This window comes from Neorhizobium tunisiense (assembly GCF_039631515.1).
In the GTDB taxonomy this organism is placed as follows: domain Bacteria; phylum Pseudomonadota; class Alphaproteobacteria; order Rhizobiales; family Rhizobiaceae; genus Neorhizobium.
The window spans coordinates 41,921-63,446 of sequence record NZ_JBDIUU010000006.1 but is presented as its reverse complement, the minus strand read 5'-3'; the positions used below and the strand labels follow the sequence as shown (position 1 = coordinate 63,446).

Sequence of the window (21,526 nt, the reverse complement as noted above, 5' to 3'; positions counted from 1 at the left end):
CGGGAGATGCGCATCTGGTTGGTCGCTTCGGTGAACAGCGTCGGCTGGAGGTAGAAGCCGGGGGTGTCGCGCTTGACGAGTTCGCCGCCGAAGGCGAGCTTGGCGCCTTCGTTTTTGCCGATCTCGATATAGTCGGTATCCTGCTTCAGCTGCTTGTCGTCGACGACCGGGCCGATATGGCTGCCGGCCTTCATGGCGTTATCGACATTGAGCGTCTTCAGCTTCTCGGTGAGTGCTGCGACGAATTTGTCGTGGATGCCTTCGGTGACGATCAGACGGGACGAGGCGGTGCAACGCTGGCCGGTCGAGAAGAAACCGGAATTGGCAGCGGCTTCGACGGCGACGTTAAGGTCCGCGTCGTCGAGGACGACCATCGGGTTCTTGCCACCCATTTCCAGCTGGAACTTGCGGTTATGCTCGATCGAGGCCAGTGCGACGCGTTTTCCCGTGCCGGTGGAGCCGGTAAACGTGATGCCGGCGAGATCCGGGCTGTCGAGCATGGCCTGGCCGACGACCGAACCGCGGCCCATGACGAGGTTCAGCACGCCCTTGGGCAGGCCGGCGCGGTGGAGGATGTCGACGATCGCCCAGCCGCAGCCAGGTACGAGATCGGCAGGCTTGAAGACGACGGTATTGCCGTAGCAGAGGGCCGGCGCGATCTTCCAGGCCGGAATGGCGATCGGGAAATTCCAGGGCGTGATGATGCCTATGACGCCGAGCGGTTCGCGGGTGATCTCGACGCCGATGTTCGGACGGGCCGACGGCACCAGTTCGCCGGTCAGGCGCAGCGCTTCGCCGGCGAAGAAATCGAAGATCTGGGCGGCGCGGGTGACTTCGCCGATCGCTTCGGGAAGGATCTTGCCTTCCTCGCGGGCGAGGAGCGCGCCGAGTTCTTCTTTGCGGGCGAGGATTTCGTCGGAAGTCTTTCTCAGGATCGCGTGACGCTCGAGAATGCCGGAGCGCGACCAGGCCGGAAAGGCGGCTTTGGCGGCGGCGATCGCCTGTTTGGCGTCGTCGGCGCTGCCCTGGGCATACAGGCCCACGACATCATTGGTGTCGGAAGGGTTGATGTTCTTCGAGGCGTCGGAGCCGACCCATTCGCCGGCGATCAGGTTCTGGTAGATGGTCATGGACCTCTCCTTTCATGTGAAAGGTCCCGCCATGGGGGCGGGACCGTCAGATAGAGCTTGTTCAGCCGCTCACCTAAAGACGCCTGGCAGCCAGAGCGACAAGGCAGGGATGTAAGTCACGAGCAGCAATACTGCGATGCTGGCTCCGAAGAAAGGCCAGATCGTACGCATCGCTTCACGTATCGTGATGCCGCCGACAGCGCAACTGACGAAGAGCACAGTTCCGACCGGCGGCGTGTTGAGGCCAATGCCGGCATTGAGGATCATGATGACGCCGAAATGGACCGGATCGATACCGAAGGCCTTGACGACGGGCAGCAGGATCGGCGTCGAGATGATGACCATCGGCGCCATGTCCATGAACGTGCCGAGCACCAGCAGGATGAGGTTGATCATCAGGAGCACGATAATCGGATTGTCCGAGATCGCTCCGATCGCGGCGATGATCAGCGTCTGGACCTGCAGAAACGCCATCAGCCAGCCGAACGAGGCGGCGGTGCCGATGACCAGCAGCACCATCGCGGTGGTGCGCACGGCACCCATGACGGCCTCGACAAAACCTTCCCAGTTCAGTTCCCGATAAACGAGCATGGCAACGAGGAAGGCGTAGAGGACGGCAATGCATGAGCTTTCCGTTGCCGTGAACACGCCGGAGCGGACGCCGCCGAAAATGATGGCGATCAGCAGGATGCCCGGCAGCGAAGCCAGCAGGTAATAACCGACGCGGGCAAAGCCCGGGAACGGGTCGGCCGGATAGCCGCGCTTGACGGCAACCCACCAGGCCGTGAACATCAGCGCGCCGGCGAGCAGCAGGCCGGGAACGATGCCGGCGGTGAAGAGGTCGGCAACGGAGACATTGCCGCCCGCTGCGATCGAATAGAGGATCATGTTGTGCGAGGGCGGGATCATCAGCGCGATGATGGCGGCATTGGCCGTCACGTTGACTGCATAGTCCCTGTCGTAACCGCGCGCAGCCATCTGCGGGATCATCAATCCGCCGACAGCCGACGCGTCCGCCACGGCCGAACCGGAAATGCCGCCGAAAAGCGTCGAGGCAACGACGTTAACCTGGCCCAGGCCGCCGCGCATGTGGCCAACAAGGCCTGCTGCGAAGCGGATGAGCCTCTGCGCAATGCCGCCGCGCACCATCAGGTCGCCGGCGAAGATGAAGAACGGGATCGCCATCATGGCGAAGACGTTCATGCCGGAATTCAGCTGCTGGAAGACGACGATCGGCGGCAGGCCCATGTAGAGAACCGTCGCGAAGGAGGCGATGCCGAGGCAGAAGGCGATCGGCATGCCGACCAGCATGAGGAAGGTGAACGAACCGAAAAGAATGGCGTAGGCCATTACGCAGCCTCCTGCACGAGGACGTCGGCAGCAACTTCCTCGCCGATGGCGACGTCGACGAAGCGCTCCAGAGCAAAAAGGGAGATCATGGCGCCGCCGGCGATCATCGGGAAGAAGTCCGTGCCGCCCGGCCAGCCGAGAACGGGAATGGTGGCCGACCAGGTGCCCATGGCCAGCAGCGTCGAATAATAGGCCATGCCGATGCCGAAGAGCACGATCAGGCCAAGGCTCAGGAGGTCCATGGCCTTCTGGATAACCGGCGGCATGACGTAACGGACGATATCGAGCCCGAGATGCACGCTCTCGCGCACGCCGACGGCGGCTCCGAGCATGATGAACCAGGACATCAGATAGAGTGACAGCGGCTCGGACCAGCTCGGCGAGTCGTTCAGGATATAACGCCCGAACACCTGCCAGCCGACGATGAGGGTCATGGCGATCATGCCGATGCCGGAGATATAAAGTGATATGCGGCTAAGCCCGCCCAGATAGGGCTTTATGGCCAGCATGAAGTTTCTCATGATCCTGTCCTCTTCGCGGCAGCAAGGCTGCCGGATATGCAAGAAAAAACCGGCCCTCTTGGCGAGGGCCGGTCCCGGTAGGATTACTTGACGGCCTGGATCTGCTCCAGCAGTGCCTTCTGCTTCGGGTCGGTGACGAACTTGTCATAGACCGGCTTCATGACGGCCGAGAATTCGTCCTTGTTGACCTTGATGACGTTGGCGCCGCCGGCGCGGACCTTGGCTTCCGACGATTTTTCGCGGGCGGTCCAGAGTTCGCGCATCTTGACAACGGAATCCTTGGCAGCCTGGCGGAAGATCTTCTGGTCTTCCGGGGTCAGCTTGTCCCAGGAGATCTTGGACATGACCAGGATTTCCGGGTTCAGCGAATGTTCGGTCAGCGTATAGTTCTTGGCGATCTCGTAGTGGCGGGCCGATTCATAGGAAGGCCAGTTGTTTTCCGCGCCATCGACCACACCGGTTTCGAGCGAGGAATAGACTTCGCCCATCGGCATCGGCGTCGGGTTGGCGCCGAAGGCCTGCATCATGGCGATCCAGAGGTCTGACTGCTGGACGCGGATCTTCATGCCCTTCAGGTCGGCAAGCTTGGTGATCGGCTTCTTGGTCGTGTAGAAGGAGCGCGCGCCGGAATCGTAGTAGGCAAGGCCGATCAGGCCATGCGGTTCGAAGGCCTTCAGGATTTCGTCGCCGATCGGGCCGTCAACGACCTTGTGCATGTGCTCGGTCGAGCGGAACAGGAAGGGCAGGCCGAGAACGGTGGTTTGCGGCACGAGGTTGTTGAACGGCGCGGCATTGACGCGGTTCATATCGATGACGCCGAAGCGGGTCTGCTCGATCGTGTCCTTTTCGCCGCCCAGTACCGAGTTGTTCATCACCTGGATCTTGATGCGGCCGTTGGTGCGCTGGGAGACCAGTTCGCCCATGTATTTGACGGCATCGACGGTCGGATAGCCGTCCGGATGGATGTCGGCAGAACGCAGGGTAACCTGCGCATTGGCGGCCGTCGCTCCGAGCGCGAGGCCGAAGGCAAGGCCGAGCAATTTCGTAAGTTTCATGTTGTCCTCCTCTGAGTGAGCGCCGGAGCCTCCACGCCCCGGTCGTTGAATTTATCAGTCTTCCTCAGGCCCCCTTGCCGCTTATCGGTCGGGCAGGCCGTAAAGTTCTTCGGGGTTTTTCACGAGTGCGAGCTCGCGTGCCGCATCGTTCGGGAACCAGCCGAGCACGGTATCGGTCAGCGCTGCGTCATCCGGATAATCGGCCTGTTCGCGGGCGAGGTTATGCGGCCAGTTGGTGCCCCAGATGATGCGTTCCGGTGCGTATCTGGCGATCTCCCGGGCGACTGCGGCGACATCGGCATAATCCGGCCCGCCTGCCTTCGAGGATTCGTAGACGCCGGCGAACTTGAACCAGCACTTGCCGCCGTCGATGAGGCGCTTGACGGCGTCGACCTGCGGGCTATCCGGCGTCACACCGGCGAAGAACTTGCCGTGGTGATCGAAGACCCAGCGGGATTTCAGGTTCTTCAGACGCTCTTCGTGGTCGAGAATGTTGCTTCCGTCGAACTGGACGGCAACCATCCAGTTGCGGGAGGCAGCCTTGGCGTCGACGGCTTCGAGTTCCGACAGGTTCACCGCGCCGCCCGGCAGGTCCATGATGCGGGCGCCGACATTGCCGGCTGCCACGAGGCTATCCAGTTCGGCTTCCGACGTGGTGCTATCGATGACGCAGACGCCGCGGGCAATCGAGCCGAATTCCGCAAGGCAGGCGTTGAGATTGGAATTGTCGCGCTGCTGGGCATTGCCCTGGGTGACGATGACCCGATCGATGCCAATCCAGCGCATGAACTGGAGATACTGGGCCGGTGTCGGCAAATCTCCAGCCGGAAGGCCTGGGCCACCGGGCAAGGAGGGAAAGCCCGGCAGATAGGCATGCATCTGAGTGTCGACCGCGCCCTTGGGCAGCTTGGTCTTGGGAGGATTGCCGGAAAGGGTGCGGACGAGCATCAGATGTCTCCCATGCGGAATTCTTTGAGCGCATCGCGGTTGATCTCGATCCCGAGGCCGGGGCCATTCGGGATCGGCACTACGCCGCGCTCGTGTTCGATCGGGGTTTTGATCACCGCCTGGCGGAACGGATTGTGAGTACGGTCGAATTCGAGGATCGGTTCGATCGGGTTGAGCCGAACCGGGCTCGGGATCATCGCCGCCATGAACTGCAGGGCGGCGGCGATATGCACGGCGGTGCCCCAGACATGCGGCACGACGCGGATGCCATGCAGCGACGCGAGATCGGCGACGCGCTTGGCTTCGGTAAAGCCGCCGACGCCGGCAAGATCGGGCTGCAGAATATCGACAGCGCGGGTTTCCACCGGCTCGCGCATGCCCCAGCGGCTGTGCCAGGTCTCACCGCCGGCAACCGGGATCGGCTGGCGGGCGCGGACTTCGCGATAGGCGGCGAGCTGCTCCGGCACGACGGGTTCCTCGAACCAGTCGATATTGAGTTCCGCAGCCGCCTGGCCGAAGCGGATTGCTTCGATGGCGTCATAACCGTGGTTGGCATCGACCATCAGGCGCATGTCGGGGCCGACCGCATCACGCACGGCGCGGACGACACGCAGGTCCTCCTCGAGGCCGAAGCCGATCTTGATCTTACTGGCGTGAAAACCTTCATCCCAATAGCGGGCGACGTCGGTTGCGTTGTCTTCGACCCGATCGACACCGTCGCGCTTGAAGCTGCCGGTCGCATAGGCCTTGACGGTTTCGCGAAAACGTCCACCGAGCAGGATCGAGACGGGCACGCCGAAATGTTTGCCCTTGATATCCCAGAGCGCGATGTCGATGCCCGAAAGTGCGGTGACGGCAAGGCCGCGCTGGCCCTGGTCGCGGAGCGCGTTATAGAGCCGCGCCCAGATCTTTTCGGTTTCAAGCGGGTTTTCGCCGATCAGCCAATTCGTGTAGGCCGCGACCACGGCGGCATTCGGCCGGGCCGGGCCCAGACATTCACCCCAGCCGATCGTGCCGTCGTCGCACTCGATCTCGACGAGCACGTGGGCGCGGCGATCGAAGCGCATCGAGGCGCTTTCGAACGCGACGTCGAGCCTGTGTTCGAGGAGATGGGTGCGAACGGAAGCGATCTTCATGGGAATTACCGCTTCCAGGGCGCAATGAGCTTCGCGAGCATGTCTTCTTCGTCCGCTGTCAGATCATCGAGCGGCGGGCGCACCTTGCCGGCATCGAAGCCCTGCAGGCGCACGCCGGCCTTGATGGCGGATACGGCGTAACCCTTGCGGCGGTTGCGGATCGCCATGAAGGGATAGAAGAAGTCCCTGAGGATCTCCTCGCAGCGGGTGCGGTTGCCGGCGCGCAGCGCCTTGTAGAATTCGACAGCCAGACCCGGCACGAAGTTGAAGACCGCCGAGGAATAGGTGGTGAAGCCGGCGCCGAGATAGGCTTCGGCGAAAAGTTCGGCAGTCGGCATGCCGCCGAGATACATCAGCCGGTCGCCCATGGTGGCGGTGATCTGTCGGACAAGCCCGATATCGCCGGAACCGTCCTTGAAGCCGATCAGGTTCGGGCATTCGTCGCAGAGGCGCTTCAGCGTGTCGACCGACAGGATCGAGTTGTCGCGGTTATAGACCATGACGCCTATTCCAACCGACTGGCAGATGCGCTTCACATGCTGGTAAAGACCTTCCTGCGGCGCATCGATCATGTAATGCGGCAGCAGCAGGATGCCGTCGGCGCCGGCCTTTTCGACCGCGCGGGCCATTTCGACGCCGACATGGGTGCCGAAACCGCAGCCGGAGACGATCGCGGTCTTGCCGGCGGCTTCCTTGGCGGCGGAAACAATACCGGGAACTTCATTGGGAGACAGCGAGAAGAATTCGCCCGTGCCGCCTGCGGCAAACAGGACCGGTGCGTCGAAGCCCGACAGCCATTCCACATGGCGGCGATAGCTTTCCGGCTGGAACTGGCCTTCCTTGTCGAAATGGGTGACGGGAAAGGACAGCAGGCCGGCACCAAGTGCGACCTTGATTTCTTCAGGCGTCATCATGCGGATTTCCTTTGTAAGCGTCTCCTCCAGACAGAAATTGTCGTACAGGTCGCCTCGACTTGTGTCAACAAGTCATCTTACAGATTCACGCAACTCCCGGAGAAGGGTGCGATAGCGCAGCTGCGCGCCCCGCAGGTGCCGGCGCATGGCGTCTCGTGCACCTTCCTCGTCACCGTCGGAAATCGCCACGACGATGGCGTTGTGCTCCTCGTCGAGCAGCTTGATATAGGCGGCCTGGTCAGCCTCCGAATCGTCCGGGCGCAGGGCTGCGCGGGGGATCAGGCTGCGGCCGATCATGGTCAGGAATTCGCGGAAACGGGGATTGTTGGTGGCTTCGGCGATGGCGAGATGCAATGCGAAATCCGCCTCGCTGGTTGGTTTTGCCGCATCGAGACAGGCGCGGACCGCATAATGGCGATCAAGAATGACTTCTTCCTGTGCGGGCGAGCGGCGAAGTGCGGCAAGCCCCGCAGCCTCGACTTCGACGGCGGTTCTGAGTTCCAGAAGTTCGATCATCGAGGATACGCGGGCGAGATCGATATTCGAGAGAGAAAGCATGGGCTGTGCGTTACGCGAGGGCTCCAGCACGAAGACGCCGGCGCCTTGACGTGCTTCCACCAATCGGTCGGCGCGCAGCGATGCGATCGCCTCGCGCACGACGGTGCGGCTGACGCCGTGTGCCTCGGTCAACTGCGCTTCGCTTGGCAGGCGTGAGCCCGGCGGAAACTGGCCTGCCGCAATCGCCTGACGCAGCGTTTCTCCGAGGCGGGAAACAAGCGTCCTCGATCCCCTGCCGGTATCGAGTTTGGTTTCAACGCTCATTTCATTCCTCCCTGCTCGGCGGCATATCACACTATGGCGTCAACCCGTATGTCAAGTTGGGCGGTCGTGCCGAACCGACCCCGGCTTGTTGACCGAGCTTTCCCAACATGTATGATAACTGTCGACGCTTGTCACGAACAAGTTGGCTGATAGACCGGCCATCACAGGGATTGCCGCGGCCAATGCGCCGCTTTCGGAGGATGATTTCTTGAAAAGACTTTTGATCACCGGTGCCGGCGGCGGCCTCGGACGCGCCATGCGCTCGCGCCTTGCCGGTTTCGCCGAAACGCTTCGCCTCTCCGATATCGTCGATCTCGGCACCCCGGGTCCGAATGAGGAAATGGTCGTTTGCGACCTCGGTGATGCCGATGCCGTCATGAAGCTGGTCGAGGGCTGTGACGGTATCCTGCATCTCGGCGGCGTCTCGGTCGAGGACAAGTTTTCAAAAATCCTCAATGCCAACCTGCTCGGCCTCTACAACATCTACGAAGCGGCGCGGGCCCACGGCCAGCCGCGCATCCTGTTTGCCAGCTCCAACCACGTCGTGGGCTTCTACCGGCAGGACGAGCATATCGACGTCAAGGCTCCGATGAAGCCGGACGGTCTCTACGGCGTCTCGAAGTGTTTTGGCGAGGCTCTGGCCCGCATGTATTTCGAAAAATTCGGTCAGGAGACGGCGCTCGTCAGGATCGGCAGCTGCTTCGAAAAGCCGATCAACCACCGCATGCTGTCCGGCTGGATGTCCTATGACGACTTCGCGTCCCTGATCGACTGCGTCTTCCGCGCACCCATGCTCGGATGCCCGATCATCTGGGGCATTTCCGACAATGACAGCAAGTGGTGGGATAATTCCCACGCGTCCTATCTCGGCTGGAAGCCGAAGGACAATGCCGAACGCTTCCGCGCCGAGCTCGATGCCAAGGGGCGTCCGGAACCGACGTCGCCAGCCGCTGTCTACCAGGGCGGCATGTTCACCCAGGACCCGATCTTTTCGGAGAGCTGAGCCGGCTAAAGCCGGGTTCTTGTTTCCGGCTTTCGAACCCACCACATCAGCTCCCAATAAAACCTTCTGTTCTCTCAGAAGGTGTTTCCGGAGTTCTTGTCATGGGATTTATCGATATCAATCCTCCCGTCCCCGAGGATAGCGTCCTGCTCGACGCTTATTCGGAGACGGTTGCCGGCGCGGTGGACCGCGTCGGTCCCGCCGTCAGCCGCATCGAGCGGCTCGGCGGCGCTGCCGGCCAAGGAGGGCATGGATCGGGCTTTGCGATTTCGCCCGACGGCCTGATCATTACCAATCACCACGTCGTGGCCGAAGCCAAGGCCGTCCGCATCCGCAGCGCCAACGGCGCGGTCGGGCAGGGCGCCGTTCTCGGGCGTGACGCCGATACCGATATCGCACTGGTGCGGGCCGACATGGACGTGCAGGCCTGGGCACGGCTCGGCGATTCCCAGAAATTGCGGCGCGGTCATATCGCCATCGCGATCGGGAATCCGCTCGGCTTCGATTGGTCGGTGACGTCAGGTGTCGTGTCTGCGCTCGGCCGCTCGATGCGCTCGTCCACCGGCCGGCTGATCGACGACGTCGTGCAGACCGACGCCGCGCTCAATCCGGGTAATTCCGGTGGGCCGCTGGTGTCGGCATCCGGCGAGGTGGTCGGCGTCAACACTGCGGTCATCCGCGGCGCGCAGGGCATCGCCTTTGCGGTAGCCTCCAACACCGCCAATTTCGTGGTCTCGGAAATCCTGCGCTTCGGCCATGTGCGGCGCGCCTTCATCGGCATCGTCGTCGATACGACCGCGCTGCCGCGCCGCGTCGCGGTGAAGGCAGGGATGACCCAGGAGACGACGGTGCGCATCCGCCGCATCGATCCGGGCAGCCCGGCTGACAAAGCGGGTTTGAAGGAAGGCGATTTCATCCTGGCGATCGACGGCCAGCCCGTCGGCGGCGCCGACGATCTGATCCGTCTCCTGGACGGGACCCGGATCGGCAAGGACACGCCGATCTCGGTCTACGATCTCGACTCGCGGATCGTCGACCGCGTGCTTGTTCCTGCGGCACGGCCTCATAACGGCGTGTGACGACCCGATGATGCTGGGCCGGCCAACCACGTGATTTCATGCCGGCAGCGGCAAGCCGCCGCCGATGCTTCCCGACCGTCCTTCCCACCTTCCGGGTCCAGGACAGTTAGAAGCGGGTTGTTTCCTGCTCGTGACGGATTTCAAATGCCGTTCGAAACCGGTTCAGCGGCGGAACATCGGCGCAATCACCTCGACCATGCGGGCAATGACGATGTCAGGATCGTCGACGGCGATCCGCCGGGCGGTCAGATCCTCGAAAGTCTCGGCTTTGCAAAGCAGATGCTCGCAGGCATCCATGAGCCTCATGGCTGTGAGATTGGCGCGGCCGTGCATGAACTCACCCTCGATGAGGGCAGTCTAGGCAGCTTCTGTGTAGGAGGGATGACAGCAGGCGGCCAACTAGCCCAGATCCGCGCCGACCGTTTCCTTGTCGAGCGACCGGGCAAAAGGCACGGGCCATGTATCCCTTTCGTCGTCTCCATCCTCGCCATCCCGGAACTCGTCCATGCGGTGCTTGATGGCCAGCGCATAGATCGTATCCAGAATGTTCCGGTCACGCAGGTGCGGGTCGCTCAACCCGAGCAGGGCTGCCCTGACGATCTTCTTGCTCGACGTCTTCGGGCAACGCTTGGTAACAAACTTAAACAACGCCTCGTCGGTGAGACCTTCCATGGCGCCGTCCACCAGCGCCTCGTAGACCTTTCGCTTTTCTCCCATTGAATTCTCCAGCACCAAATCAGAACGCTTTGTCACGCAACTGTCATCATCCATTTCGAGGGAAATATGGCAAGGGCCTGGAACCAAAGTTGTAATGTATAGCGTTCACTGAAACACATCTGGCCAATTGAAACTGCGGGGTCGTCTCCCTAGTTTCGCGGCGATCGAAGCGGGAGGATACGGGTGAGGATAGGTGCAGGAATTCTCAGGGGGATGATTTGTCTCGTCCTGGTGCCGATTGACGTATCGGCGCAGAACCAATGGCAACCGGTCGAGCAAATCCAGACCTATCCTGTCACGGGTGATTCCGGCGTCGATCTCTACGCTTCCATTGGCGAGCGTGGCCCCAAGATCGGCAAGGAGGTGCGCGCCATCGCGCACACCAATTTCAAGCTGACCTGGACCCGCGATTACCGGCCGCAGCCGGACGGTGCCTGCACGCTGGTTTCGGCGCGGCCGAAGCTGATCATCACCTATATGCTGCCCAAGCCCGCATCGGCGCTTTCCCCCGAGCTTAAGAGGAAATGGGATGTCTTCATCGAAGGCGTCCGCAAGCACGAACTGGTCCACGGCGTTATCATCACCGACATGGTGAAGGAGATCGAGCGGGTGAGCGTAGGGCTCAGTGTCGCCAACGACCCGAAATGCACGAAAATCAGGACGGAACTGACGGCCAAGCTCGGCGAGATTTCGAAGGCGCAGCAGAAACGCAGCAACGACTACGATCGGATGGAGATGAGCGAGGGCGGCAACGTCCACCAGCTCATCCTCCAGTTCGTGAACGGAACCGGCAAATAATCCACGGCAAGAACTGTTTCATCAATTGGCCGGAAAACGCAGTTTTCCCGCGACTGCCGCGGCACTATCTCCTGCGCATCACGTTGACGACGAGTACGCCGACGATGGCCATGACGCCGCCGATCGCGCCGATCAGGGTGGGCACTTCGCCGAGCCAGAGGAAACCGATCACGGTCGCGGTCGGAGGAACGCCGTACAGGAAATTGGAGGCCCTTGCCGCGGACAGCCGCTTCAAGGCGATCGCCCAGGTGACGTACCCGATCGCGGTCGGGAAGAGCACCAGATAGGCGAGGCCCCAGTTCACCTCGGCCGGGGCGGCGGCGAGCGCCTGCAGGGCGGACGGTATGGCCGGCAGCAGCGGAATGGAGCCGATCAGCATCAGCCAGGCCGTGACGGCCAAAGCCGGCATGCGGCCGAGGATAGGCTTCTGCAGCACGCTTGCGATCGCCGAGCAGAGAGCGGCGCCGAGGATGAGGATCGCGTTCGGATCGAGATCGAAGCCATCCTCGCCGGAGGCCGCGATCAGCGCCACGCCGGCAAAGGAGATCGCCGTTCCGACCCAGCCCCAGCGGCCGAACCGCTCGCCGAGCGCGAAAATGGCGATGAGTGCGGTGAAGACCGGCATGGTGTTGATGATGAAGCTCGCCGGACCAGCCGCCACCGTTCGCTCGCCCATGTTGAGGAGAACGGCATAGGCGGCGATGAAGAGCACTGCCGCGACGACGAGGCGGAGGACATCGCCTCTGGCTGGAAGAGCCGGCCGGGCAATTACGAGATAGAATACCGCGATCAATGCGGCCGGAACATATCGTGCCGCCGCAAGCTCGATCGGCGTCAGCGGTCCGAGCGCGACGCGGATCACGGCGAAGGACGAGGCCCAGAAAACGATGGTCACCAGGATCGCCAGGAAGGCGATCACATCGAATCCGTGTCTCTCATCTGTTCCGGCATTCATGGCAACCGTGCTCATCTCTTTCTCCCTCGAAGCTTGGAAGTCGAGATTTAGGCCACTCATCCATGCTTGAAAAGCAACGTAATCGATGATCATATGTGCGTATGGTTCACAGCTCGCAGACTTTGCCGCCACTTGATACGCTCGAGACCTTCGCCCGAGCCGCGCGTCTCGGATCGTTTTCAGCAGCGGCGGAAGAGGGCGGTGTCACCCATGGCGCCGTCTCCCGGCAGATATCCCGGCTGGAGCGCTGGATGGGCGTGCGGCTGTTCTCCCGCGAGGCCCGCGGTGTGACGCTCACACCGGAAGGCATGCGGTTTTTCGCCCGCGCGGAGGAAGCTTTGGCCCTGCTCGGGGATACGGACGAGCGGTGGCTGCCCCGCCGCAGCAAGGCGGTCGTCCGGCTTTCGGTGACGCCGTCGGTCGCCTCGCTCTGGCTGTTTTCGCGCATGCCGAAGCTGGAGGCCAGCGATATCCACCTGGAGTTGATCCTGGAACATCGGCTGGCGGACTTCAGCGAGGGCATCGACCTCGCGATCCGTTGCGGCAAGGGGCCATGGGCCGGCGTGCGCAGCCTGCCGCTCTGGCAGGAGAAGCTCGTGCCGATCGCCGCTCCGGCTGTGGCCGAACGTCTCGGCGGGCGCACAGACGCGAAGTCACTGCTCGAATTGCCGATCCTGCACGATTCCAATGTCGAGGCCTGGCGGCGCTGGCTGGCCATCGAGAAAGTCGATTACGTGCCGCGAGGGCAGGACCGGCGGTTCGAGGATTATAACCTGGTGATCGACGCCTGCGCGCATGGCCTCGGGATTGCGCTCGCCCGGCCGCCGCTTGCGGACGCGGCGCTTGCCTCCGGGCGGGTCGTCGCCGTGTCCGACAGGACCATCGACCACCATGTGGCCTTCCACCTGATCCGCCCGAACGACGCCATGAAAGCTTCTGCTGCCGAGTTTGCCCGGCGCTTCCTGCGGGAGGCCAGGCTGGACGAGACGGCGATCGCAGCCTTCATCGCCCCCGGACGGGGAAAGGGTTAGCGCCTTCCTATTGGCAATTGCCGCTCTGGCTCTAGTTGCTCGGGAAACCGGATGTGAGGAGCATTCCATGAGCACAAAGGCGACGCTTGCAAGAATCTGGCGAGGGCGTACACGCACCTCGATTGCCGACGAATACGAGGCCTACCTGCTCGAGGCGGGCATTCCGCCGATCGTCAAGACCGCGCTTGCGGTTCAGCTTTTTCGGGAGGACCTCGGTGACGAAACGGAGTTCGTGACGACCTCCTACTGGCCCGACTTCGAGTCCATGGCGGCCTTTACCGGCGGCGATCCGAACAAGGTGCATCATCTGGATCGCGATCCGCATTATCTGGTCGAACTGCCCGAGCGGGTGGCGATCATGAAAATCCTCGTCGACCGGCGCTGAGGGGGCATCGGATCGAACGGAACCCGTTGAGCGGGGTGTACTTTGTTGCAACCTCACTCGCCGCCATTCTCCTTGGCGAAGCGGGCGATATCCGCGTGGGTGGCAAACCAGACGCCCTCGTGGCCCTGGATGTGCCTGATCAGATCCTCCAGTACGAAGATGCGCGAGCGGTAACCGGACACATGCGGGTGCATGGTCAAAAGGAACAGCCCGCCTTCGAGATAAGCGCGGTCGAATTCGCGCTTGAAGATGTCGAGCACCGAGGTCGGCGGCGTATAGGGGCGCAGCGCGGTAAAGCGGTTCATGTTGAAATAGACCGCATCGTCACGGATCCATTCGACCGGCAGTTCGACCATGCCGGTCGGTTCGCCGTCCTCGACCAGTTCATACGGGTCGTCGTCGGCCATCAGCGAGGAATCGTAGATCAGCCCGAGCTCGCGCTCGATCGTCAGCGTCTCGTAGGAGAAATCCCAGGAGGGCGTGCGCATGCCGACCGGGCGGATGCCGGTGATCTTTTCCAGCGTATCGGCGGCGCGGAAATGCAGTTCGCGTTCCTTGGCGGCCGGAACCTTGGTGTTCATCTCGTGAATCCAGCCGTGCAGGCCGATTTCGTGGCCTTCGGCGATGACGCGGCGCTGTTCGTCCGGATAGAGGAGGGCTGCGACTGCCGGAACGAAGAAGGTCGCCGGCACATCGGCATTCTTCAGCGTTTCGAGGATGCGCGGCACGCCCATGCGATTGCCGTATTGTCCTTGGGACATGCGGCCGATCGATTCGCCGCCGTCGCGAAGCTCGTTGGTCTCGTGGTCGCTGTCGAAGGATAGGGCGACCGCGCAGCGCGCGCCATCCTTCCAGGCTTTCGGCTTCAGCGAGCGGCCGGCCCGCACCTTGTTGACCTTGCCGCGCCAGGTGGCCTCGTCCCATTCCCAGGGTTCCATGTCCCATTCTCCCTTTTGTTATTCTGCCGCCTCAGGCAGGACCGGCACGGCCGCGAGCAGCCGCCTGGTGTAATCGTGCTGCGGAGCGGCGTAGATCGTTGCCGCCGGACCTTCCTCGACGATCTTGCCGCGATACATGATCGCGACGCGGTCGCAGAGATGCCGGACGACGGACAGGTCGTGGCTGATGAAGATCAACGACAGGTCGAGTTCGGCGCGCAGGCGGATCAGCAGGTTGATGATCTGCGCCTGGATCGATACGTCGAGCGAGGCGACCGGTTCGTCGCAGACGACCACATCTGGCTGCATGGCGAGCGCGCGGGCGATCGCGATGCGCTGGCGCTGGCCGCCGGAGAACTGGTGCGGGAAACGATTGGCAAAGGTGGGATCGAGCCCGACCGCAGCCAGCCATTCCTTGACGTAGACGGGTGCTTCAGCCCGGGCGACAAGCTTGTGGGCGAGCGGCCCTTCAGCGATGATATCGCCGATCCGCATGCGGCCGTTGAGCGACGCGAACGGGTCCTGGAAGATGGTCTGGATGCGGGTGGTGATTTTTCGCGCATTGCGGCCGTCACTCATGACCGGTTTGCCGTTGAGACGGATCGTTCCGGAGGTTGGAATCGTGATGCCGGCCGCCATGCGGCCGAGCGTCGATTTTCCGGAGCCGGACTCGCCGACGAGGCCGAGCACTTCGCCGCGTTTCAGGGTGATGCTGACGCCGTCGACTGCCTGGACGACCGGCAGCGGCTGGGAAATGCCGGACTTGATCGCCAGGTTCCTGAACAGGCCCGCCGGCTTTTCGAAGCGCTTCATCGCGTTGTCGATGACGAGATAGGGGCTGCCGAGCGGCGGCAGGTTCAACGTTGCCGACTTGCGCGGTGGTGGCGCGGCATCCGCGATGCCGCTGCCGCGCAGCAGCAACTGCCCGGGCTTGGCGCGTGAGGGCAGCGCGTCGAGCAGCGCCTTGGTGTAGTCATGCTGCGGGCGGGTGAGCACGCCGAGCGCCGGACCGATCTCGACGATATTGCCGGATCTCATCACCGCGACGCGGTCGGCGAGGGACGACACGACTGCGAGGTCATGGCTGATCCAGATCAGCGCGGTGCCGAGTTCGGCCACCAGTTCCTTCATCTCGGCGAGGATTTCCGCCTGGATCGAGACGTCGAGCGCCGTCGTCGGTTCGTCGCAGATGATCAGTTTCGGCCGGTGGAGCAGGGCGATGGCGATTGCCACGCGCTGGCGCATGCCGCCGGAAAACTGGTGCGGGAAAAAATCCACCTTGCGTTCTGGTTCGCTGATCCGGACCTGCGCCAGCGCCTTGATCGCTCTTTCGCGTGCATCCGATGCGCTGATATTCTCATGCGCTTCGAGCGCCAGTCTGATCTGGGTGCCGATGCTCAGGACTGGGTTCAGCGTCATCATCGGGTCCTGGAAGACCATCGAAATGGTCTTGCCACGGATGGCGCGCAGGTCATGGGCGGAAAGGCCGATCAGTTCGCGGCCTTCGAGCTTGATCGAACCTTCGACGATGCGGCCGGGCTCGTCGATCAGGCCGATGATCGAGAAGCCGGTGATCGACTTGCCGGAACCGGATTCTCCGACCAGGCCGAGCACCTCGCCCGGCGCCAGCGAAAACGAAACGCCATCGACCGCCCTGATCTCGCCACGGCTGCTCGGGAACCAGGTCTTGAGATTGGTGATTTCGAGAAGCGGCCTTGTCATCGTTTCAGTCATCGGCGGAGCCTCGGGTTGAGCTGATCGCGGATTTGGTCGCCGACGAGGTTGAGCGAGACGATGAACAGGATCAGCGCGATGCCCGGATAGATCGAGATCCAGTAGCGGCCCGAGAGCAGGTACTGGAAGCCGTTGGCGATCAGCATGCCGAGCGACGGCTCGGTCGGCGGCAGGCCGACGCCGAGGAAGGAGAGGGTGGCTTCGAGAGAAATGGCGCTCGCTACCTGCACGGTGGCGACCACGATCAGCGGCGGAAGCGAGTTCGGAAGGATATGTTTCAGCACGACGCGCCAGGGCGAAAGCGGGATGGAGAGCGCCGCCTCGACATAATCCTTCTGCCGTTCGGCGGATGCGGCGCCATGGGCGGTGCGGGCGAAATAGGCGTATTGGGCGAAGATCAGCGCCATGATCAGCTGGTAACGCCCTTGTCCGAGAAGGGCGGCGATGACGAAGGCGAGCAGGATGGCCGGGAAGGACAGCTGCAGGTCGACGATGCGCATCGCGAGGCTTTCGAAACGGCCGCCGATATAGGCAGCCGAGCAGCCGACCACCGCGCCGATGACGAAGGCGATGCCGCCGGCGATAACACCCATTTGCAGCGAGATGCGCAGGCCATAGATGATCGCCGACAGCAGGTCGCGGCCTTGCGAATCCGTGCCGAGCCAATGGGTATAACCGCCGGTGCCGACATAACCCGGTGCACGCCGCGCATCGCGCAGGACGAGGCTGGTCAGGTCATAGGGGTCCTGAGGGGTGACCAGCGGCGCGATGATCGCGGTCAGTACGATCAGGAAAACGACGATTGCCGCACCCGTCGCCACCTTGTTGCGAAAGAATTCCTCGAGGAAGCGGCCAAGCAGAGTGTCGCGCATCAGGCACGGCCCTTTCTCAGGCGCGGATCGAGCAGCGCGTAGGTCAGATCGACGATCAGGTTGATGACGATGAACAGGAAGGCGACGAGCATCAGGTAGGCGACCATGACCGGCCGGTCGAGCGAGGTGATGCTGTCGATGATCAGCTTTCCGAGACCCGGCCAGGAAAAGATGGTTTCGGTGACGACCGCGAAGGCGAGTGTCGAGCCGAGTTCCAGGCCGAAGACGGTGACGAGCGGAATGGAGATCAGGCGAAGCACATGCCGGCTCAGCACCGTGAATTCCGAGAGGCCGGCGGCACGGGCGAATTTCACCGTGTCGCTCAGCATCAGTTCGCGGGTGCCGGCGCGGGCGAGCCGGATCATCAGCGAAAACTTGAAGAGCGCGAGGTTCAGGGCGGGAAGGACAAGGTGGGCAAGCCCGTCGCCGGTCAGGAAGCTGAAGTCGACGCCGAACAGGCTCGCTGTCTCGCCGCGCCCGCCGGCCGGCATGCAGCCGCATTGTACGGCAAACACCATGATCAGCATCAGGCCGAACCAGAAGGTCGGCACCGAGAAGCCGAGGATCGAGATCGCCATGATGGCACGGGAAACCAGGCTGTGCGGCCGGTAGCCGGCATACATGCCGATCGGGACGCCGACGAGGCTGGCAAAGAGGACGGCAGCCAGCGTCAGTTCCAGCGTTGCTGGCAGCCGGGTGAGGATCAGTTCGCTGACCGGCATGCTGTAGACGAGCGAACGGCCGAAATCGCCTTCGATCAGCCGGCCGAGAAAGGCGAAATATTGGCGCCAGAGCGGCTGGTCGAGGCCGTATTGGGCGATCACCGCGGCACGGATGTCCTGCGTCGCATCCGGCGAGATCAGCACGTCGATGGGATTTCCGACGGCATAGACACCGCAGAAGACGAGCGCCGACATCGCAATGACCACGATGGCCGCCTGCCACAGGCGCTGCAAGACGAAACCTAACATGTATTCCCCTGTTCTTGTCCCCAGGCCCGTCTTCTGCGGGTTTCGGAGGGTGAGGCGCCTTGAAGGATGCCCGGCCGTCAGTGCCAGTCGTTTTCGAGAAGATCGCGGGTTTCCGCGACAGCCACGTCCCAGATCGCCAGCATGTCCTCGTCGGGGCGCTGGTAGAGACCGTGATAGTTTCCGTCTCCCAGCAGTTCGCGCTTGCGGGCCGCATCGACTCGGGCGAGGGCGGCAAAATCCACCTTCGGCTTGGAAGTCGTCGGCTGGCGTTGGTCGGTGGTGCGTGTCCAGGGGAAATTTTCCATCCAGGAGGCGTGCGAGGCGGCGGCATCGGTGTCCTGCACCTTGGCCCAGGTCTTGGGTGCCCGCCACCAGTCGTGGAATTTCACCGAGGCGTCCGGATGGGCATTCAGCCATTCGGAGATGACCGCGGTCGCCGGCGTGTTGCCGCCATGGCCGTTGACGATCAGGACGCGGCGGAAGCCGGAACGGTGGATGCCGTCCATCAGGTCGCGGATCACGCCGATATAGGTTGCGAGCGTCAGCGTCAGCGTGCCGGGAAAAGTCGCAAACGACGAGGCGAGGCCGTAGGGCACGACCGGGAAAACCGGAATGCCGAGCGGCTCTGCTGCGTCGAGCGAAACCTTCTCGGCTAGGATCATGTCGGTGGCAAGACTGAGATAGGCATGCTGCTCGACGCTGCCGATCGGCAGCACGCAGCGGTCATCCTCGGCCGCCCGTTCCTCCACCTGCATCCAGTTCATATCCGCGATCTTCATGAAATCTCCATGCCATGCGCGAGACGCGCAAAAACTAATCAGAATTCAGCACAAAAGCACAAAAAATGTGCCTTGACAGGCGTTGTGCCGATCAAGTGCAAGGTTCCATACGGAACTAAAAAAAGAGATTGACAGTCAAATAACCGACCGTCAAGTTCCATACGGAACAAAATCCGACGCGGATTTCTGCGGGAGCCGATGGCATTGCAATTGGAAATCTCATCCTTCGATGCGCTCCTCAGAGAGGGCGGCAAGGTCGCGGCCGGCAGTCATGGCGTCGATGATCTGGTGTCCGTGAAGTTGTGGCAGAATCCCTGCTGGCTTTCCTTCCGCATCAACTTCCTGGCGTTGCAATTCAACGAGCCGATCTATCGCTGGATCGAAAAGGAGTACGGGCTCGCCCGGCCGGAATTCGTGGTGCTCTATTCGCTCGGCCTTTCCGACGGGCTGACAGCCAGCGCCATCAGCAGCTCTTCGGGCTTTCCGAAAAATACGATGAGCCGGGCGATCCAGAAGCTGATCGACAAGGACATCATCCGGCGCGAGGTCGATGCGGCAGATCTTCGAAGCTTCGTCCTCTACATCACGGACGAAGGAAAGCGCATCGTCGACCGAACCATGCAGCCGATGGTGGAGCGTGAAAAGGTCATGCTGTCGGGGCTCACGCCTGCCGAAAAGCTGATGCTCTCCGAACTGTTGGCGAAAGTCGTCGTGGAATCCCCCAACTGGCCCCCAATGATAAATATAAAGGAGAACGAAGAATGACTATTCTGAAGACATTCCGCACGGGGGCTCTCGCCGCCCTATTGCTCGGCAGCGTTTCGGGAGCTGCACTTGCCGCCGACCTGACGATCGGCGTGCGCGCCGGCCCGCTGTCGGTCGATCCGCATTTCACCGCCGCCGGCACCCACGCCGAAGCGGTCAAGCATATCTATGACTCGCTCGTGAGATCCGGCAACAATCTTGAGCTCGAGCCGGGCCTTGCGACGAGCTGGAAGGCCATCGACAATACGACCTGGGAGTTCAAGCTCCGTCCGGGCGTCAAATTCCACGACGGTTCCGATTTCACCGCCGAGGACGTGAAGTTCTCGATCGAGCGCATCCCGGCCGTCACCGGTCCCAACCCGACCACCATCTACGTCCGTCGTGTCAGGGGTATCGAGATCGTCGATCCGCTGACGATCCGCATCAAGACCGATGGTGCTGCACCGAACCTGCCGAACGATTTCATCCGCCTCTTCGTCGTTTCGCACACGGCTGCCAAGGACTTTTCCGCGAACGCCGACAAGGCTTCGGAAGGTTTCAATTCCGGCAAGGCGGCGATCGGCACCGGCCCCTACAAGTTCGTCTCCTGGACGCCGAAGGAACAGCTCGTGCTGCAGAAGTTCGACGGCTACTGGGGCGAGAAGGAACCCTGGGACAAGGTCACCCGCAAGGAGATCCCGAACGATGCGGCCCGCGTCGCACAGTTGAAAGCCGGTCAGGTCGACCTGATCTCGCGCATTCCGGCCTCCGACGTCCCGACGCTCGAGAAGGATGCCAAGCTCACCGTCGTGCGCCAGGACAGCGTCTATCTCTTCAACGTCGCCTTCGATTTCCGCGATAAGCCGCCGCAGGTGAGCGCCAAGGATGGTTCGCCGCTGCCGAAGAACCCATTCCAGGATCCCAAGGTGCGCGAAGCCTTCGATCTGGCGATCGACCGCGAGACGATCACCGAGATCGCCATGGAAGGCATGGGCAGCGTTCAGTCGCAGCTTGTGACGCCGAACATCTTCGGGTGGAACCCGGCGGTCAAATCCACAAAGGCCGATCCGGCAAAGGCCAAGAAGCTGCTTGCCGAAGCGGGTTATCCGAACGGCTTCAAGGTGACCTTCTCCTTCACCAACGACCGCCTGCCGGGCGACAAGGACGTCGGCACGACGATCGCCCAGATGCTGACCGCCATCGGCATCCAGGCGGAGGCCAACGCCCAGCCGGGCGCCGTCTTCTTCCCGGCCAACACCCGCGGCGACTACTCCATGACCATGTCGGGCTGGGGCACTCTGACGGGTGAATCGAACTACACGCTGTCGTCGCTCGCCCACAGCAACGACCCGGCGACCAAGCTCGGTGCCTTCAACCTTCGCGGCTATGTCAACAAGACCATGGACAAGCTGATCGAGGACGCCGCCGTCGAGATGGACGCCAAGAAGCGCGAAAAGTTCCTGATGGACGCAAATGCGCTGGTTTCGACCGACCGGCCTTATCTCGCGATCGCCTCGACCGTCTCGGCCTGGGGCATGAAGAAGGGTATCACCATCGTTCCCCGTTCAGACGAGGACACCCTGGCGATGAACATCCGCCCGGCGAAATAGGCCATCCCAACCTGTGAGCCACCGGCCGGGCATC

23 protein-coding genes are annotated in these 21,526 nt (G+C 62.4%); 7 read left to right on the top strand and 16 right to left on the bottom strand.

The genetic code is table 11. The features are described 5' to 3' along the window. From ABCW43_RS19835 to ABCW43_RS19800, 8 genes are all read right to left on the bottom strand, one after another. On the bottom strand, nucleotides 1–1,130 hold a 1,130-nt coding region (locus ABCW43_RS19835), incomplete at its 3' end, for an aldehyde dehydrogenase family protein (protein WP_345927591.1). A gap of 69 nt (nucleotides 1,131–1,199) precedes the next feature. Then, on the bottom strand, nucleotides 1,200–2,480 hold the full coding sequence (locus ABCW43_RS19830) for a TRAP transporter large permease (protein WP_345927589.1): 1,281 nt from the start codon (nucleotides 2,478–2,480) through the stop codon (nucleotides 1,200–1,202). Beyond that, nucleotides 2,480–3,001: a TRAP transporter small permease gene (locus ABCW43_RS19825; RefSeq protein WP_345927588.1), complete on the bottom strand. Its 522-nt coding sequence runs from the start codon at nucleotides 2,999–3,001 to the stop codon at nucleotides 2,480–2,482. The genes ABCW43_RS19830 and ABCW43_RS19825 overlap by 1 nt, the downstream gene beginning before the upstream one ends. Before the next feature lie 83 nt (nucleotides 3,002–3,084). Next, complete coding sequence (locus tag ABCW43_RS19820) at nucleotides 3,085–4,056, bottom strand: TRAP transporter substrate-binding protein (protein ID WP_037083453.1); 972 nt, start codon at nucleotides 4,054–4,056, stop codon at nucleotides 3,085–3,087. 81 nt (nucleotides 4,057–4,137) lie between these two features. Next, a complete protein-coding gene (locus ABCW43_RS19815) occupies nucleotides 4,138–5,004 on the bottom strand; it encodes an amidohydrolase family protein (protein ID WP_345927585.1) in 867 nt (288 codons plus the stop codon). Next, on the bottom strand, nucleotides 5,004–6,140 hold the full coding sequence (locus ABCW43_RS19810; protein ID WP_345927583.1) for a mandelate racemase/muconate lactonizing enzyme family protein: 1,137 nt from the start codon (nucleotides 6,138–6,140) through the stop codon (nucleotides 5,004–5,006). The genes ABCW43_RS19815 and ABCW43_RS19810 overlap by 1 nt, the downstream gene beginning before the upstream one ends. A gap of 5 nt (nucleotides 6,141–6,145) precedes the next feature. Next, the gene (gene kdgD, locus ABCW43_RS19805) at nucleotides 6,146–7,051 is read right to left on the bottom strand and encodes a 5-dehydro-4-deoxyglucarate dehydratase (RefSeq protein WP_345927608.1); all 906 of its coding nucleotides are present in this window, start codon (nucleotides 7,049–7,051) and stop codon (nucleotides 6,146–6,148) included. A 75-nt stretch (nucleotides 7,052–7,126) separates the two neighbouring features. Next, nucleotides 7,127–7,876 carry a FadR/GntR family transcriptional regulator gene (locus ABCW43_RS19800; RefSeq protein ID WP_345927581.1) on the bottom strand — a complete coding sequence of 250 codons (750 nt, stop codon included), beginning with the start codon at nucleotides 7,874–7,876 and terminating at the stop codon, nucleotides 7,127–7,129. 208 nt (nucleotides 7,877–8,084) lie between these two features. Here ABCW43_RS19800 and ABCW43_RS19795 point away from each other — a divergent pair, with 208 nt between their 5' ends. After that, nucleotides 8,085–8,879, top strand: coding sequence for an NAD-dependent epimerase/dehydratase family protein (locus ABCW43_RS19795; RefSeq protein WP_345927579.1), 795 nt, complete (start codon nucleotides 8,085–8,087; stop codon nucleotides 8,877–8,879). Between the two features lie 101 nt (nucleotides 8,880–8,980). Next, nucleotides 8,981–9,958 carry a S1C family serine protease gene (locus ABCW43_RS19790; RefSeq protein WP_345927577.1) on the top strand — a complete coding sequence of 326 codons (978 nt, stop codon included), beginning with the start codon at nucleotides 8,981–8,983 and terminating at the stop codon, nucleotides 9,956–9,958. A 162-nt stretch (nucleotides 9,959–10,120) separates the two neighbouring features. Here the strand turns inward: ABCW43_RS19790 and ABCW43_RS19785 are convergent, their stop codons facing one another. Together ABCW43_RS19785 and ABCW43_RS19780 are read right to left on the bottom strand one after the other, a co-directional pair. Continuing rightward, nucleotides 10,121–10,291 carry a hypothetical protein gene (locus ABCW43_RS19785; protein WP_345927575.1) on the bottom strand — a complete coding sequence of 57 codons (171 nt, stop codon included), beginning with the start codon at nucleotides 10,289–10,291 and terminating at the stop codon, nucleotides 10,121–10,123. Nucleotides 10,292–10,357: 66 nt separating this feature from the next. Further along, the gene (locus tag ABCW43_RS19780) at nucleotides 10,358–10,675 is read right to left on the bottom strand and encodes a hypothetical protein (protein ID WP_345927573.1); all 318 of its coding nucleotides are present in this window, start codon (nucleotides 10,673–10,675) and stop codon (nucleotides 10,358–10,360) included. Nucleotides 10,676–10,888: 213 nt separating this feature from the next. On the opposite strand from ABCW43_RS19780, the gene ABCW43_RS19775 reads away from it, so the two are divergent. After that, nucleotides 10,889–11,473, top strand: coding sequence for a DUF922 domain-containing Zn-dependent protease (locus ABCW43_RS19775; RefSeq protein WP_345927571.1), 585 nt, complete (start codon nucleotides 10,889–10,891; stop codon nucleotides 11,471–11,473). Between the two features lie 64 nt (nucleotides 11,474–11,537). Here ABCW43_RS19775 and ABCW43_RS19770 read toward each other — a convergent pair whose 3' ends face one another. After that, nucleotides 11,538–12,443, bottom strand: a complete 906-nt coding sequence (locus ABCW43_RS19770; RefSeq protein ID WP_345927569.1) for a DMT family transporter — start codon at nucleotides 12,441–12,443, stop codon at nucleotides 11,538–11,540. An 86-nt stretch (nucleotides 12,444–12,529) separates the two neighbouring features. On the opposite strand from ABCW43_RS19770, the gene ABCW43_RS19765 reads away from it, so the two are divergent. Both ABCW43_RS19765 and ABCW43_RS19760 read left to right on the top strand, forming a co-directional pair. Next, nucleotides 12,530–13,459: a LysR substrate-binding domain-containing protein gene (locus ABCW43_RS19765; RefSeq protein ID WP_345927568.1), complete on the top strand. Its 930-nt coding sequence runs from the start codon at nucleotides 12,530–12,532 to the stop codon at nucleotides 13,457–13,459. 67 nt (nucleotides 13,460–13,526) lie between these two features. Then, nucleotides 13,527–13,844: a hypothetical protein gene (locus ABCW43_RS19760; RefSeq protein WP_345927566.1), complete on the top strand. Its 318-nt coding sequence runs from the start codon at nucleotides 13,527–13,529 to the stop codon at nucleotides 13,842–13,844. 53 nt (nucleotides 13,845–13,897) lie between these two features. Here ABCW43_RS19760 and ABCW43_RS19755 read toward each other — a convergent pair whose 3' ends face one another. From ABCW43_RS19755 to ABCW43_RS19735, 5 genes are all read right to left on the bottom strand, one after another. Beyond that, nucleotides 13,898–14,782: a polysaccharide deacetylase family protein gene (locus ABCW43_RS19755; RefSeq protein WP_345927564.1), complete on the bottom strand. Its 885-nt coding sequence runs from the start codon at nucleotides 14,780–14,782 to the stop codon at nucleotides 13,898–13,900. Between the two features lie 18 nt (nucleotides 14,783–14,800). Next, entirely contained in the window at nucleotides 14,801–16,516 is a 1,716-nt protein-coding gene (locus ABCW43_RS19750; RefSeq protein ID WP_345927562.1) for a dipeptide ABC transporter ATP-binding protein, read from the bottom strand. Beyond that, nucleotides 16,513–17,388 (bottom strand): ABC transporter permease, encoded by an 876-nt coding sequence (locus ABCW43_RS19745; protein ID WP_007752209.1) that lies wholly within the window; start codon nucleotides 17,386–17,388, stop codon nucleotides 16,513–16,515. The genes ABCW43_RS19750 and ABCW43_RS19745 overlap by 4 nt, the downstream gene beginning before the upstream one ends. Next, nucleotides 17,388–18,359: an ABC transporter permease gene (locus tag ABCW43_RS19740; RefSeq protein ID WP_345927559.1), complete on the bottom strand. Its 972-nt coding sequence runs from the start codon at nucleotides 18,357–18,359 to the stop codon at nucleotides 17,388–17,390. Before ABCW43_RS19740 ends, ABCW43_RS19745 begins: the two co-directional genes overlap by 1 nt. A gap of 77 nt (nucleotides 18,360–18,436) precedes the next feature. Further along, entirely contained in the window at nucleotides 18,437–19,138 is a 702-nt protein-coding gene (locus ABCW43_RS19735; protein ID WP_345927557.1) for a creatininase family protein, read from the bottom strand. A 198-nt stretch (nucleotides 19,139–19,336) separates the two neighbouring features. On the opposite strand from ABCW43_RS19735, the gene ABCW43_RS19730 reads away from it, so the two are divergent. Together ABCW43_RS19730 and ABCW43_RS19725 are read left to right on the top strand one after the other, a co-directional pair. Next, a complete protein-coding gene (locus ABCW43_RS19730; protein WP_345927555.1) occupies nucleotides 19,337–19,903 on the top strand; it encodes a MarR family winged helix-turn-helix transcriptional regulator in 567 nt (188 codons plus the stop codon). Further along, a complete protein-coding gene (locus ABCW43_RS19725; protein ID WP_345927553.1) occupies nucleotides 19,900–21,492 on the top strand; it encodes an ABC transporter substrate-binding protein in 1,593 nt (530 codons plus the stop codon). The genes ABCW43_RS19730 and ABCW43_RS19725 overlap by 4 nt, the downstream gene beginning before the upstream one ends. The last annotated feature ends 34 nt before the right edge of the window (nucleotides 21,493–21,526 follow it).

What these genes read in the sequence shown, in the direction of transcription:
- ABCW43_RS19820 (WP_037083453.1), bottom strand. Translation starts at nt 4,056, where the DNA reads ATGAAACTTACGAAATTGCTCGGCCTTGCCTTCGGCCTCGCGCTCGGA.
- ABCW43_RS19810 (WP_345927583.1), bottom strand. Translation starts at nt 6,140, where the DNA reads ATGAAGATCGCTTCCGTTCGCACCCATCTCCTCGAACACAGGCTCGAC.
- ABCW43_RS19745 (WP_007752209.1), bottom strand. Translation starts at nt 17,388, where the DNA reads ATGCGCGACACTCTGCTTGGCCGCTTCCTCGAGGAATTCTTTCGCAAC.
- ABCW43_RS19790 (WP_345927577.1), top strand. Translation starts at nt 8,981, where the DNA reads ATGGGATTTATCGATATCAATCCTCCCGTCCCCGAGGATAGCGTCCTG.
- ABCW43_RS19800 (WP_345927581.1), bottom strand. Translation starts at nt 7,876, where the DNA reads ATGAGCGTTGAAACCAAACTCGATACCGGCAGGGGATCGAGGACGCTT.
- kdgD (WP_345927608.1), bottom strand. Translation starts at nt 7,051, where the DNA reads ATGACGCCTGAAGAAATCAAGGTCGCACTTGGTGCCGGCCTGCTGTCC.
- ABCW43_RS19785 (WP_345927575.1), bottom strand. Translation starts at nt 10,291, where the DNA reads ATGCACGGCCGCGCCAATCTCACAGCCATGAGGCTCATGGATGCCTGC.
- ABCW43_RS19740 (WP_345927559.1), bottom strand. Translation starts at nt 18,359, where the DNA reads ATGTTAGGTTTCGTCTTGCAGCGCCTGTGGCAGGCGGCCATCGTGGTC.
- ABCW43_RS19815 (WP_345927585.1), bottom strand. Translation starts at nt 5,004, where the DNA reads ATGCTCGTCCGCACCCTTTCCGGCAATCCTCCCAAGACCAAGCTGCCC.
- ABCW43_RS19765 (WP_345927568.1), top strand. Translation starts at nt 12,530, where the DNA reads ATGGTTCACAGCTCGCAGACTTTGCCGCCACTTGATACGCTCGAGACC.
- ABCW43_RS19755 (WP_345927564.1), bottom strand. Translation starts at nt 14,782, where the DNA reads ATGGAACCCTGGGAATGGGACGAGGCCACCTGGCGCGGCAAGGTCAAC.
- ABCW43_RS19725 (WP_345927553.1), top strand. Translation starts at nt 19,900, where the DNA reads ATGACTATTCTGAAGACATTCCGCACGGGGGCTCTCGCCGCCCTATTG.
- ABCW43_RS19750 (WP_345927562.1), bottom strand. Translation starts at nt 16,516, where the DNA reads ATGACTGAAACGATGACAAGGCCGCTTCTCGAAATCACCAATCTCAAG.
- ABCW43_RS19830 (WP_345927589.1), bottom strand. Translation starts at nt 2,480, where the DNA reads ATGGCCTACGCCATTCTTTTCGGTTCGTTCACCTTCCTCATGCTGGTC.
- ABCW43_RS19825 (WP_345927588.1), bottom strand. Translation starts at nt 3,001, where the DNA reads ATGAGAAACTTCATGCTGGCCATAAAGCCCTATCTGGGCGGGCTTAGC.
- ABCW43_RS19735 (WP_345927557.1), bottom strand. Translation starts at nt 19,138, where the DNA reads ATGAAGATCGCGGATATGAACTGGATGCAGGTGGAGGAACGGGCGGCC.
- ABCW43_RS19730 (WP_345927555.1), top strand. Translation starts at nt 19,337, where the DNA reads ATGGCATTGCAATTGGAAATCTCATCCTTCGATGCGCTCCTCAGAGAG.
- ABCW43_RS19775 (WP_345927571.1), top strand. Translation starts at nt 10,889, where the DNA reads ATGATTTGTCTCGTCCTGGTGCCGATTGACGTATCGGCGCAGAACCAA.
- ABCW43_RS19760 (WP_345927566.1), top strand. Translation starts at nt 13,527, where the DNA reads ATGAGCACAAAGGCGACGCTTGCAAGAATCTGGCGAGGGCGTACACGC.
- ABCW43_RS19770 (WP_345927569.1), bottom strand. Translation starts at nt 12,443, where the DNA reads ATGAGCACGGTTGCCATGAATGCCGGAACAGATGAGAGACACGGATTC.
- ABCW43_RS19780 (WP_345927573.1), bottom strand. Translation starts at nt 10,675, where the DNA reads ATGGGAGAAAAGCGAAAGGTCTACGAGGCGCTGGTGGACGGCGCCATG.